The following is a 13,123-nucleotide window of genomic DNA, read 5'->3' on the forward strand; positions in this document are numbered from 1 at the left end:
GTTCATGCTATGCTTAGACCATCAACCAGACGCTGAGTATTGGCATGAAAATCCCCTACGGTCTAAGCAACTTTGCGATTGTTATCAAAAATAACTACACCTACATCGACAAAACGCCCTTTATTCGCACCCTCGAAGACGAAGGACGCCACCACATACTGCTACGCCCGCGCCGCTTTGGTAAAAGCTTATTTTTATCCATGTTGCAATACTACTACGACAGCCATAGCACCCAAGACTTTAATACCCTCTTTGGACACCTAGCCATCGGGCAAAACCCCACCCCCGACCACAATCAATACCAAGTACTCTTTTTAGAATTTAGTGGGATTGCCACCGACGATCATAAAGGGATTTACGACGCCTTTAATAATAAAATTGGCGTAGCCATTAGCGTATTCCTGCATAAATATGGATACCCCGAATCCGTACAGCAGGGTTTCTCTCAGATCAATAATGCCAGCCCAGCCGATAAAATGAACTACTTATTGACTTGGGCTATAGATCAAAAACTTTATCTACTCATCGATGAATACGATCATTTTGCAAACTCCCTCATGGCTGATGATCTGAATCATTTTCGTACTATCATGGGCAAAGGCGGATTTGTCAGAGCTTTTTATGAAGTACTTAAAGCGGGAACGCAACAGGGGATTTTAGACCGTTTATTTATCACAGGTGTTACCCCTATTATGCTCGATAGCCTAACGTCGGGGTTTAATGTCGTCAAAAATCTATCATTAGATTCAAAATTTAATGAAGCCATTGGTTTTACTCGTACCGAAACAGAGTCATTAGTACAGTCATTAACTCAACAGTGTAATCTAAAGCTTGATGATTTAATGCTAGCGGTCAAACAATGGTATAATGGCTATCGATTCTCAATGGATAGTCGTGATAACTGCCAGTACAACTCAGATATGGTATTATATTTTATTGATAACTTTAATACTCAAGATTGTAGCCATCCCGCACACATGCTAGACGAAAATATTGCTTCTGATTACGGTAAGATTTTAGCCATGTTTAAAATTGGTAATCGAGATGAAAACTATGAAGTACTGGCTGAATTAATTAATGAAGGAGTAATAACGGCTAGCCAACGTCGCAAATTTGACTTTGACAAAGGTTTTGATCGTGATGACTTTATTAGTCTGCTTTACTACATGGGCTTTATTGCCTTTGCGGGTAATGAGCTAACACAACAACGCTTTGTTATTCCTAATTATGTGATTAAAGTGCTGTATTTTGAGTACTTTAAAGTCGAAATTGAACGTAAAAATCAAATTACTATTTCCAATCGAACCATTGAAAAGGCTATTATTGCTTTAGCACTACACGACAATATTGAACCCTTACGTATTGAAGTAGAACGAGTACTGCAAGCTTTGTCTAATCGTGACTTTATACAGTTTGATGAAAAGCATATTAAAATGTTGATCGTGACCTTACTCTATCAATCTGCTGCCTACTTTATTCAAAGCGAACCAGAAATCAATCAAAAATACCCCGATATATTATTATTAGAACGTAGTCCTTACGCGATTCAGCATGAACACTTAATTGAATTAAAGTTCTGCAAAAAGTCAGACCGTAAGAAACTATGGCAAGATAAATTAAATTCAGGCATTCAACAAGTACAAGGTTATTTGCAATTACCGGATATAAAAGGATGCTCTAAATTATCAGCTTGGATCATGCTAACCGATGGGGAGGAAGTAGTGGTCGCTAGAGTCAACTAAAATTTCGCTTGGAACTCCTCCAAAGGCAACCTGATCATCCTACTAAAAAAACCCATTAATCAGAGGCTAAGTATTGGCATGAAAATCCCCTACGGTCTAAGCAACTTCGCGATTGTTATCAAAAACCACTACACCTACATCGACAAAACCGCCTTTATTCGCACCCTTGAGGACACAGGGCGACATCAAGTACTATTACGCCCACGCCGCTTTGGTAAAAGCCTATTCCTTTCCATGCTGCAATATTATTACGATGTGAATAGCGCCCAAGACTTTGATACCCTCTTTGGACACTTAGCCATTGGGCAAAACCCCACCCCCGACCATAATCAATACCAAGTACTCTTTTTAGAATTTAGCGGTATTGCCACCGATAGCCATAGCAATATTTTTACTGGTTTTAATCAAAGTATTGAAATCCAATGTCGAACTTTTTTAGAGCGTTATCATTATTCAGAAAATACTATTCAACAACTGAGCCAACAACTGAATCCTGCTGATAAAATCCGTCATGTTTTAGCAGCGGCTAAAAATCAGAAAATCTATTTACTGATTGACGAATACGACCATTTTGCTAACTCCCTTATGGCGGATGACCTGAATCATTTTCGTAGCATTATGGGTAAAGGCGGATTTGTTCGCGCTTTTTATGAAGTACTCAAAGCGGGAACCCAACAGGGGATTCTAGATCGTTTATTTATCACAGGCGTCACACCAATTATGCTCGATAGCCTGACCTCAGGGTTTAATGTCGTAGAAAATCTGAGTCTGCACCCTAGTTTTAATGAAGCTATTGGCTTTACTCGTGCTGAAACAGAGTTTTTAGTAAAACCCTTAACCGAAGTATGCGCTTTGAGTTTAGAACCCTTAATGGAAGATGTAAAAAAATGGTACAACGGTTATCAATTCGCTCAACCTGCTTGTGCTATGTATAATGCAGATATGGTGTTGTATTTTGTTAAACAATTTAATCTACGTGATTGCGCTTACCCTTCCCATATGCTCGATGAAAACATCGCTTCCGATTACGGCAAGATTCTAGCCATGTTTAAAATCGGGAATCGAGATAGTAATTACGAAGTCCTCGATGAGCTGATTAATGAAGGCTTCGTCATGGCTAAACAACGGCGCAAATTCGATTTTGACAAGGGCTTTGATCGAGATGATTTTGTCAGTTTATTGTATTACATGGGCTTTATTGCGTTTGAAGGCAATGAACTCACCTATCAGCGCTTTGTGATTCCTAATTATGTGATTAAGGTGCTCTATTTTGAGTACTTTAAGGTCGAGATTGAGCGTAAGAATCAGATCACCATTGCGAATCGCACCCTTGAAAAAGCCACCATTGCCCTAGCCCTGCATGATGATATGGAGCCGTTGCGTCTTGAGGCGGAGCGAGTATTGAAAGCCTTATCCAATCGAGATTTTCTACGCTTTGATGAGAAGCATATTAAGATGCTCATCGTGACTTTGCTGCATCAATCCGAGGCTTATTTTATTCAGAGTGAGCCAGAGGTGAATCAAAAATACCCCGATATTTTATTATTAGAGCGTAGTCCTTATGCGATTAAGCATGAGCATTTAATTGAGCTAAAGTTTTGTAAGCAATCCGAGCGCCATAAGCACCCCAATGTTTGGGAAGAAAAGCTCCAGCAAGGCATTGAGCAGGTGCAAGGTTATTTACAACTACCCGATTTAAAGGGGCGTCCTAAACTATCGGCTTGGGTGATGTTGACCGATGGCGAGGAGGTCGTAGTAACAAAGATTAATAGCTCCCTCCCATAACTTTAGCTATGATTTGCGTCATGAAATACCATGATCTACGCGACTTTATCCAACAATTGGAAGCTATGGGCGAACTCAAACGTATCTCGGTTGAGGTCGATCCCTATTTAGAAATGACCGAAATCGCCGACCGCGTGCTGCGCTCTGAAGGTCCTGCTTTACTCTTTGAAAAGCCTAAAGGTCATACCGTCCCTGTACTGGCCAACCTATTTGGTACACCACGCCGTGTGGCGTTGGGGATGGGTGCGGATTCGGTAGAGGCTTTGCGCGAGATTGGCAAATTACTCGCCATGCTCAAACAACCTGAACCGCCCAAAGGTTTTAAAGATGCGTTAAATGCCTTACCTATTTTCAAAAAAGTACTGGATATGGCGCCCAAAGTATTACGCTCTGCCCCTTGCCAAGAGCTAGTACTGGAAGGTGAGCAAGTCGATCTCAATCAAATCCCGATTCAAACCTGTTGGCCAGGTGATGCCGCTCCGCTCATTACTTGGGGGTTAGTCATTACTAAAGGACCAGAAAAAAAGCGCCAAAATCTAGGCATTTATCGCCAACAAGTGATTGGTAAAAATCGCGTGATTATGCGTTGGCTCTCGCATCGCGGGGGCGCATTAGATTTTCGTGAGTTTCAAAAACACAATCCGGGCAAACCATTTCCTATTGCGGTGGCACTAGGGGCTGATCCTGCCACGATTTTAGGTGCGGTCACACCTGTACCCGATACCTTGTCAGAATATGCCTTTGCCGGACTCTTACGCGGTTCGCGTACTGAAGTAGTTAAAGCGTTAGGCTCGGAATTACAAGTGCCTGCCTCAGCGGAATATGTGTTAGAGGGACATATTTACCCTGATGATATGGCTCCTGAAGGGCCTTATGGGGATCACACGGGTTATTATAATGAAGTGGATAACTTCCCCGTATTTACTATTGAGCGTATTACACAGCGCAAAAATCCCATTTACCATAGCACTTATACTGGACGCCCACCCGATGAACCCGCCATTTTAGGCGTGGCTTTAAATGAAGTATTTGTACCGATTTTACAAAAGCAATTTCCTGAAATTGTCGATTTTTATTTACCACCGGAGGGTTGTTCCTATCGTCTTGCGGTAGTTAGTATGAAAAAACAATATCCGGGGCACGCGAAACGGGTCATGATGGGGATATGGTCTTTCTTGCGCCAGTTTATGTATACCAAATTTATTATTGTGGTCGATGACGATATTAATACCCGCGATTGGAAAGACGTGATGTGGGCGATTACCACACGCATGGATCCCGAACGCGATACCACTTTAATTAAAAATACTCCGATTGATTATTTAGATTTTGCCTCACCTATTTCGGGTCTAGGTTCCAAAATGGGTTTAGATGCCACCAATAAATGGCCCGGTGAAACTAATCGAGAATGGGGTACACCTATAGTTATGGATAAAGCGGTTAAAGAGCGCGTGGATGAGCTGTGGGCGAGTTTGGGAATATAAGGCTTTATAGTTCTGGCTAATAAAATTGTTAGTTTTATTAGCCAGATATTGTACTAATTACCTAGACTACAAGGTATATGTAAAGCATTACAAACCTCTTTTGCTTTATTGATAGTTCCATCTAAGGTTGGCCCCAAAGCACCTCTGCCACCAATATAAACATCAATTTTACTAACATTACCAGCTACTGCTGTGTCAATGTTATAACTAAAAGTTTTGCGTGCGTTTGATGAACAGGTATCTGTTGTACCACAAGCAGTAGGAATATTAAACGCTTGAGAAACGTAAATAGCATTACCCTGACCATCAACTCCTATAGCAAATGTTTCTGCTTTCACACCTTGATTCCATTTCTTACTTTTAGCATGTGTATCAAAAGCTACTACTCCATTATTATAGATTTGCACGCTTACCTCGGCGAACCCACCACCAACACTCACACTATTCGAACCAGATACATCTGCTAAAACATTACTAATATTACCAAGCGCTAACACAGCTAAAATTGTCAGTACTTTTTTCATTTCACTAACCCTTATAAAAGTTGCAATTAAAAATTAAATATCGTTCTTTAAGAGTTAGTTTATATATAAAGCATAAAATCACTATATTTCTTTAGCTTAAAAAATTGAATATGTAAGGAAAAATCAAATCCCATATATTTCAAATAATTAACTATTAGAGCTTATAAGTGAGATATAACTTTTGTACTAGCCTATCGACTAATATGGGTTAAGTGACTGGCAATTCGTACCGCTTCGGTACGATTATGAGCATGTAAGGCTTTTAAAATGGCGCTCACATGTAGTTTGATAGTGCCTTCGGAGCAATTAAGGCGCTGGGCAATGGTTTTGTTAGGTAAACCTTTAGCGACTAAATCAAGCACCTCGATTTGGCGGGCGGTCAAAACAGCGGGAAGCACCTGCATAGGCAAAGGAGCTAATGGCGATATATCACGTTGAGTACTACTGAGTAGAGAAGGGGAAATATAAGACTCACCTGCTAAAATTAAGCGTAGAGCACTCCGCCACTCACTGGCATCGGCTGATTTAGTGATAAAACCCTGCGCCCCTGCATTGAGCATCAATCGCGCAATCACCACATCATTTAAGGTCGACATTAAAACAATGGGTGCTTCTGGATAATGTATTTTTAATAATTGTAAGTCGCTCAAAAGCTGATCTTGCTGACAATCTAGCGCTAATAAAATGAGATCAAAATGCGTATATAACTCCTCTAACCCTAAGGCTTCCGCTAAAGTAGCAGCCTCTACCACCGTACCGTTAGCATAAATCTCCATCAAATGATGGCTCAAAGCTTCACGAAATAGTGGACAACTATCGACTATCAATATACGCATCACTAACCCTCGCCTGACACTCTGACCTCGAAATGCTGAGCTACTCTCTCAGACTCGATTAGTTTAGCAAATACCTTATAATATAGAGGGCTTAAATAGCTCCTCTGTGCATCATGGCTATTGCAGGAGCTAGATACTCATGACTTAGTGCTTAAATCTTTAATAGCGACGATAGGAAAGTATTCTTCACCTAAGAACTACACGACAACATCGAACACCCTGCCCGCACCCGCGCCCACTCAGGACGTTTTTGGGCAAAATGATTAAACGCAGGTTGCTCATCGTAAGGTTTGCGCAATACTTGTAAGAGCTGCTCAATCCGCGAACTATCTCCCTGCTCTGCTAAATCAATCGCTTCTTGTGCTAAGTAATTACGCAAAACAAAGCGTGGATTTACTGAATGCATACGAGTTTTGCGCTCCTCAAAATCAGTCACCTCTTGTAAGGAACGTTTAGCATAGGTCTCTAACCAATTCGCCCAAGCTTCACGATCACGCTCTAAATACTCAGGACGGTAGAAAGCATCAGCGATGACATTTAAAGTAGGTCGTTGTAAATCTAATTGCGCTAACTCCCTAAAAAAAAGCGTCATATCAACTTCGGAAGTGCGCATTAATTCAAATAGTTGCTCTACCCAAGGCTCATCCTCAGCTCCTAATTGCTTCAAACCCAATTTAGTAGCCAGTGCATAATTAAAGACTTGATTATAAGTAGCGCCATAAGCATTCAACCCTGACTCTAGGGGTTCATCAGGCATTACTTGAGATAGTGCATTAGCTAATTGCGCCAGATTCCAATGCGCAATATAGGGTTGTGACGCATACGCATAGCGCAAACCGTGCGCATCCGTGGTATTAGGCGTCCACATCGGGTTGTAATCTTCCAACCAACCATAAGGACCATAATCAATCGTCAAGCCCAAAATCGACATATTGTCGGTATTCATCACCCCATGCACAAAACCCACCCGCATCCAATCCGCCATGAGGCGTGCGGTGCGCATACTAATCAGCTCAAACCATTGCGCACGTTTAGAATCGGTATCGCCTATTAATTGCGGGTAATCACGCTCAATAGTGAAATCAATCAGTTGATTCAGCAACTTTAAATCACCGCGTGCCGCAGGCAATTCAAAATGACCAAAACGAATAAACGAAGGTGCTACACGACAGACAATCGCCCCCGGCTCGATTTTAGGATGACCATCGTAAAACATATCACGTAGTACACCCTCACCTGTATTGACTAGGCTTAAAGCCCGCGTGGTCGGAATGCCTAAGTGGTGCATAGCTTCACTGCATAAGTACTCACGTACCGATGAGCGCAATACCGCCCGCCCATCCGCATTACGCGAATACGGCGTTCTACCCGCTCCCTTTAATTGCAATTCCCAGCGCTGCCCCTCAGCATTCACACTTTCGCCTAAACTAATCGCACGACCGTCTCCTAATTGACCTGCCCAATTACCAAACTGATGCCCCCCATAACAAGTAGCAAAGGTAAACATTCCATCTAATAACTGATTACCAGAGAGTATCTGTGCAGCATCGCTGCTTTGCATATCCTCCGCAGACCAACCTAATAACTCAGCTACCTCAGGCGCATAACTTAATAGTTGAGGCGCTTTCACAGCAGTCGGTAGCACTTTTGACCATAAGGCTCCGTGTACTTGACGTGAGACATTGGTCGTTAAAGGATCGCCTGCTAACTCTTGCACAAAGCGATTATCAAATTGCAATGGACGCATCAGAATTCCTTAGGTTACGAACGAGCACGGGTAAATAAGACTAGGTGGGGTAGTTCTTTTGGAAAGCTAGATACTGTTTGAGCGAAGCGAGTTTAGCTAGCTTGGAAAAAGAATTGCCTCACCTAGTCTTTGAGCAACTGCTACTGGCAAGTGATCACTAGGGTGGGGTAAATGTTTTTCCAAGGGTAGTGAAACTCGCTGCGCTCAAACAGCACAACCCTTTCCAAAACACTTACCCCACCCTAGTGATCTACCTCAAACTACTCAGTCATTTAAAAAAACCAAACTAACAACAACCCCCACACAAGTCCAAAACACCGAAAACACACAAGGCTAAATCTAGCTTTCAAAGCCTAATCACTGCACACTTATTCTTTTGTACCGCAGGACAACGCTATGCTGGATTTAGCCCAACAATTTCCCGTCACGCAAAACCACATTTACCTCAACCATGCTGCAATGGCTCCTTGGCCTTTAGTCACTCAACAAACCCTAGCCCAATTCGTTGCGGAAAATGTGCAACATGGCTCGTATCACTACCCAAAGTGGAATATGTTGGAGCGTGAATTAAGACAAAATCTACAAACACTCCTCAATGCACCGTCGATTGATGATATTGGTCTGATTCACAATACCTCAGTAGGTATCTCATTTGTCGCGGAGGGGATCGATTGGCAAGCAGGCGATAATGTGGTGAGTATTGCCCAAGAATTCCCCTCTAATCGCTATCCTTGGCTAGCGCAAAGCTATCGCGGTGTGACGGTTAAATCATTAGATTTAAGTACTTGTGGTGCAGATATTGAAGGCGAGTTATTAGCATTGTGTGATAACAATACTCGCGTTATTGCCATTAGTGCGGTGCAGTTTGGTAATGGACTGCGCTTAGATCTAAAACGTATTGGCGAGTACTGCAAAGCCCATCATATTATTTTCTGCGTCGATGGTATCCAACAAGTGGGGGCTATTCCCTTGGATGTGCAAGCGATTCATGCCGATTTTGTGATTGCCGATGCGCATAAATGGCTCTTAGGTCCTGAAGGAATAGCAGTGTTTTATGTGAGCCAACAGCAACGTGAGCAATTGCGCCTCACTCAATTTGGCTGGCATATGATGGAAACGATGGGTAACTACACTAATCCAGAGTTTATCCCTACTCCTAGTGCGCGACGCTTTGAGGCGGGTAGCCCCAATATGCTAGGACTTCATGCACTACACGCTAGTATACAACTCATTATGCAGGTTGGGATTGAGAACATTTGGCAAGCGATTCAAGAGCGTATGCAAAGACTGATTGAGGGTTTTCAAAGTACTCCCCATCTTGAAGTACTCACTAATACTCAGCCAGAACGTTTGTCTGGCATTATCACGATTCGCCCGACACAAAAAACCTCAGAAGACTTATTCGAGCATTTAAAACTTAATAAGGTATTTTGTGCGCCACGTGGGGGTGGAGTACGGTTTTCACCACACTTCTACACCCCACTAGAACAAATCGAACAAACCGTGCAATTAGCACGCGAGTATTTAGCTTAAGTAGGTTTCGCTTCTAACCATTGGAGTTTTAAAACTCCAGTGGACAGAGCCGTTCCGGTAATAATCACTAAAGCACCGATGACAAATTGCCAAGTTAGCTCTTCACCTAAAAAGATAATGCCCCAAACAATCCCAAATAAGGGCACTAAAAAGGTCACGGTAACAGTACGGGCTGCACCAATCTCAACGATTAAACGAAAATAAATAATATAGGCTAGACCGGTACACACCACGCCTAAAATCACCACACTGAGCCAAGACATGAGACTTGGATTATGATCAGGCCAATAGAGGATAGTTAAGGGCAATAGGACTAGCGCCCCCATCGTCAATGACATGACTGTGGTCACGAGGGAGTCAACACCAACCACATTGCGCTTGGTGTAATTAGCACTAAAACCATAGGATAGTGTCGCCAATAAAGCGGCTGCTAATGCCCAACCTGTATCACTTCCTATCACCGCTAATTTATCGCCCACTAATACAAATACCCCAATAAAACCCACCACTAGACCCAAAACCCGTGCACGAGTTAGGCGTTCTTTCAACCAAAAAAAGGCGATTAAAGCAGTAAACATGGGGACGGTCGCATTTAGCACTGATCCGACGCCCGCCGTAAATACTAAAAGTGAGTAGGCTAATAAGGTAAACGGTAGAGCCGAATTAAATACTCCTACCATAGTCATTTTGCCCCACCAGCCTTGGGTAACTTTCATAGGGTATTTCATTAGCAATAAAGGCCAGAGCACTAATGCACCAATTAATAGGCGCAGCTCAATCATAGGTACAGCACCTATATCTTTGACTGCCACCCGCATAAATAAAAACGAGCTACCCCAAATAGCTCCTAATAAAATTAGGCTCATTATTTGACGGACATTCACTATATAGCCCCTTGCCTATTAGCTAAAGAAAGAGCTGCTCATCATCCGCCGCTTACCTGCATTATTCAAGCTACTAAACGAACCTTAAACTTATGCCCTTAAAAATACAGAATTTACCTTGCAATGACCTTAAGTCGTGCTAGTGTTACTCCCCCCTTTGGGATAAGAGCAACCACTGTAACGCCAACATAAAAGTAATAGGAGAATTCACCACTATGAGCGATAAAGATAAATTCGATCAAGCCGCTTTGGATTATCACCGCTACCCCAAACCCGGCAAACTAGAAATCACCCCTACCAAAAATATGGTCAATCAACGCGACTTAGCCCTCGCCTATTCACCCGGTGTCGCGGCTGCCAGCTTAGCCATTGCAGCAGATCCGAGCTTAGCAGCGGATTACACCACACGCGGTAATTTAGTAGCAGTCATTTCTAATGGCACTGCGGTTTTAGGACTAGGCTCGATCGGTGCATTAGCCTCTAAACCTGTGATGGAAGGTAAAGCAGTTTTATTTAAAAAATTCGCCGGAGTAAATGCATTTGATATTGAAGTAGATACCACTGATGTTGATCGCTTTGTCGATGCGGTGAGTTTATTAGAACCTACTTTTGGCGGGATTAACCTTGAGGATATTAAAGCACCTGAGTGTTTTGAAATTGAACGCCGTCTCAAAGAAAAAATGAAAATTCCGGTGTTCCATGATGATCAACACGGTACTGCTATCTGTGTAGCTGCGGCGATTCGCAATGGTCTAAAAGTAGCGGATAAAAAGATTGAGGAAGTCAAATTAGTCTGTTCGGGTGCAGGTGCTGCGGCGATTTCATGTCTGAATCTCTTAGTCGAAATGGGGCTAAAGAAAGAAAATATTACCGTCAATGATCGCTTTGGCATTATTTATAAGGGTCGTGTCGAGGAAATGAACCCTTATAACTCAGCCTATGCGATTGATACCGAGGCGCGTACTCTAGATGATGTGATGGATGGCGTGGATGTTTTCTTAGGCTTATCTGCACCGCGCGTACTTAAGCAAGAGCATGTTAAACGCATGGCTCCTAATCCTTTAATCCTCGCGCTCGCCAATCCAGAACCAGAAATTCGCCCTGAGCTAGTTCATGAGGTGCGGGATGATGCGATTGTAGCGACTGGACGCAGTGACTACCCTAATCAAGTCAATAATGTTTTATGCTTCCCCTTCCTATTCAGAGGGGCATTAGATGCGGGCGCGACTGAAATTAATGAGGCGATGAAAGTAGCCGCCGTTGAAGCAATTGCTGATTTAGCCACTAAAGAAGCCTCTGACGTAGTGGTATCTGCTTATGGCGGTGCATCGTTTAAGTTTGGACGCGAATACTTAATTCCTAAACCTTTCGATCCACGCCTCATGACCATTATCCCGCCGCGCGTGGCTCAAGCCGCCATGGATACGGGAGTAGCAACGCGCCCGATTCAGGATTTTGAAGCCTATCAAGCCTCACTAGAAAGCTTCGTATTCCGTTCGGGCATGGTGATGAAACCTGTATTTGAGCGGGCGCGTCAGGCTCCCCAACGTATTGTGTTTGCTGAGGGTGAATCACAACGGGTGATTACGGCGATGCAGATTTTGGTAGATGATGGTATCTGTAAACCCATCTTGATCGGCAATCCTGAGATTATTCAGCAAAATATTACTAATTACAGTCTACGCCTCAAAATAGGTGTGGATATTGAGGTGGTTGACCCACGCAATAACCCGAATTACGAGCGTCATGTGGATGCTTATTACCAAACCATGTGCCGTGAAGGCATTACGCCTGCCTATGCTAAACGGGTGATTGCTTCGCGTACTACGCAACTAGCGGCAGTGATGGTACGTGAGGGTGATGCGGATGCGATGATCTGTGGGGTGGAAGGGAACTTTGCTTCTCACTTACATTATATAGAAGCGATTATTGGTACTCACCCTAGGGTTAGACATTTGTCAGCGGTCACTATGCTGATTTTGGCTAAAGGTACTTACTTCCTCACCGACACTCACGTAGTGGTTGATCCAACGGCTGAACAAATCGCGGATAGTACGGCGATTGCCGCCCGTCTGGCGCAAAACTTTGGGATTAAACCTAAGATTGCCCTGCTGTCACACTCTAACTTTGGCAGTCGCCGTGATGACAGCAGTTTCAAAATGCGTGCAGCGCTACAACTCATTCGTGAGCATTACCCAGACCTAGTAGCTGAAGGTGAAATGCACGCGGATACCGCCTTATCTGAGGAAATTCGTGAGCGTTTATTCAAAGGTGCAAGCTTTAAAGGCGAAGCCAACCTATTGGTATTTCCTGATCTGGATGCAGCCAATATTAGCTACAATATGGTTAAAATGTTGGGTGATGGTATTCCCGTAGGACCGATTTTAATTGGCACGAATTATCCTGCGCATATTTTGACTGAAAGTACTACGCCCCGTGGTATTGTGAATATGGCAGCGGTTGCAGCGGTGGACTCATTAATGCGTAAACGCACCTAAAATCAACTCCAACCGTGTAGGGGCAAGATCTAAGTGTTTGCCCTTACTCACTCTCTCAAAAGTACTATATCGCTAACCTCACTCTTGCCT

At 43.2% G+C, this 13,123-nt stretch carries 9 protein-coding genes; 5 read left to right on the forward strand and 4 right to left on the reverse strand.

The window, feature by feature from the left end:
- Positions 1-44 precede the first annotated feature (44 nt).
- The 3 genes from IPL34_RS03565 (at position 45) to ubiD (ending at position 5,011) form a co-directional block, all read left to right on the forward strand.
- Positions 45-1,742, forward strand: a complete 1,698-nt coding sequence (locus tag IPL34_RS03565; protein ID WP_296837813.1) for an AAA family ATPase — start codon at positions 45-47, stop codon at positions 1,740-1,742.
- 78 nt (positions 1,743-1,820) lie between these two features.
- On the forward strand, positions 1,821-3,527 hold the full coding sequence (locus tag IPL34_RS03570; protein ID WP_296837817.1) for an AAA family ATPase: 1,707 nt from the start codon (positions 1,821-1,823) through the stop codon (positions 3,525-3,527).
- 20 nt (positions 3,528-3,547) lie between these two features.
- The gene (ubiD, locus tag IPL34_RS03575) at positions 3,548-5,011 is read left to right on the forward strand and encodes a 4-hydroxy-3-polyprenylbenzoate decarboxylase (RefSeq protein ID WP_296837821.1); all 1,464 of its coding nucleotides are present in this window, start codon (positions 3,548-3,550) and stop codon (positions 5,009-5,011) included.
- Positions 5,012-5,064: 53 nt separating this feature from the next.
- On the opposite strand, the gene IPL34_RS03580 is transcribed toward ubiD, so the two are convergent.
- The 3 genes from IPL34_RS03580 to IPL34_RS03590 form a co-directional block, all read right to left on the reverse strand.
- On the reverse strand, positions 5,065-5,535 hold the full coding sequence (locus IPL34_RS03580) for a hypothetical protein (protein ID WP_296837825.1): 471 nt from the start codon (positions 5,533-5,535) through the stop codon (positions 5,065-5,067).
- A gap of 191 nt (positions 5,536-5,726) precedes the next feature.
- Positions 5,727-6,371 carry a response regulator transcription factor gene (locus tag IPL34_RS03585; protein WP_296837829.1) on the reverse strand — a complete coding sequence of 215 codons (645 nt, stop codon included), beginning with the start codon at positions 6,369-6,371 and terminating at the stop codon, positions 5,727-5,729.
- Between the two features lie 190 nt (positions 6,372-6,561).
- Positions 6,562-8,118: a YdiU family protein gene (locus IPL34_RS03590; RefSeq protein ID WP_296837835.1), complete on the reverse strand. Its 1,557-nt coding sequence runs from the start codon at positions 8,116-8,118 to the stop codon at positions 6,562-6,564.
- Between the two features lie 396 nt (positions 8,119-8,514).
- Here IPL34_RS03590 and IPL34_RS03595 point away from each other — a divergent pair, with 396 nt between their 5' ends.
- Positions 8,515-9,651 (forward strand): aminotransferase class V-fold PLP-dependent enzyme, encoded by a 1,137-nt coding sequence (locus tag IPL34_RS03595; RefSeq protein ID WP_296837839.1) that lies wholly within the window; start codon positions 8,515-8,517, stop codon positions 9,649-9,651.
- Here IPL34_RS03595 and IPL34_RS03600 read toward each other — a convergent pair.
- Entirely contained in the window at positions 9,648-10,535 is an 888-nt protein-coding gene (locus IPL34_RS03600; protein ID WP_296837846.1) for a DMT family transporter, read from the reverse strand. The two genes, IPL34_RS03595 and IPL34_RS03600, sit on opposite strands and share 4 nt — an antisense overlap.
- Before the next feature lie 215 nt (positions 10,536-10,750).
- Here IPL34_RS03600 and IPL34_RS03605 point away from each other — a divergent pair, with 215 nt between their 5' ends.
- Positions 10,751-13,033 (forward strand): NADP-dependent malic enzyme, encoded by a 2,283-nt coding sequence (locus IPL34_RS03605; protein ID WP_296837851.1) that lies wholly within the window; start codon positions 10,751-10,753, stop codon positions 13,031-13,033.
- The last annotated feature ends 90 nt before the right edge of the window (positions 13,034-13,123 follow it).

It is taken from the genome of Thiofilum sp., from assembly GCF_016711335.1.
GTDB lineage: Bacteria > Pseudomonadota > Gammaproteobacteria > Thiotrichales > Thiotrichaceae > Thiofilum.

Excerpts from the sequence above, each read along its gene's own strand:
- IPL34_RS03605 (WP_296837851.1), top strand. The coding sequence starts at position 10,751 with ATGAGCGATAAAGATAAATTCGATCAAGCCGCTTTGGATTATCACCGC.
- IPL34_RS03580 (WP_296837825.1), bottom strand. The coding sequence starts at position 5,535 with ATGAAAAAAGTACTGACAATTTTAGCTGTGTTAGCGCTTGGTAATATT.
- IPL34_RS03570 (WP_296837817.1), top strand. The coding sequence starts at position 1,821 with ATGAAAATCCCCTACGGTCTAAGCAACTTCGCGATTGTTATCAAAAAC.
- IPL34_RS03595 (WP_296837839.1), top strand. The coding sequence starts at position 8,515 with ATGCTGGATTTAGCCCAACAATTTCCCGTCACGCAAAACCACATTTAC.
- IPL34_RS03565 (WP_296837813.1), top strand. The coding sequence starts at position 45 with ATGAAAATCCCCTACGGTCTAAGCAACTTTGCGATTGTTATCAAAAAT.
- IPL34_RS03585 (WP_296837829.1), bottom strand. The coding sequence starts at position 6,371 with ATGCGTATATTGATAGTCGATAGTTGTCCACTATTTCGTGAAGCTTTG.
- ubiD (WP_296837821.1), top strand. The coding sequence starts at position 3,548 with ATGAAATACCATGATCTACGCGACTTTATCCAACAATTGGAAGCTATG.
- IPL34_RS03590 (WP_296837835.1), bottom strand. The coding sequence starts at position 8,118 with ATGCGTCCATTGCAATTTGATAATCGCTTTGTGCAAGAGTTAGCAGGC.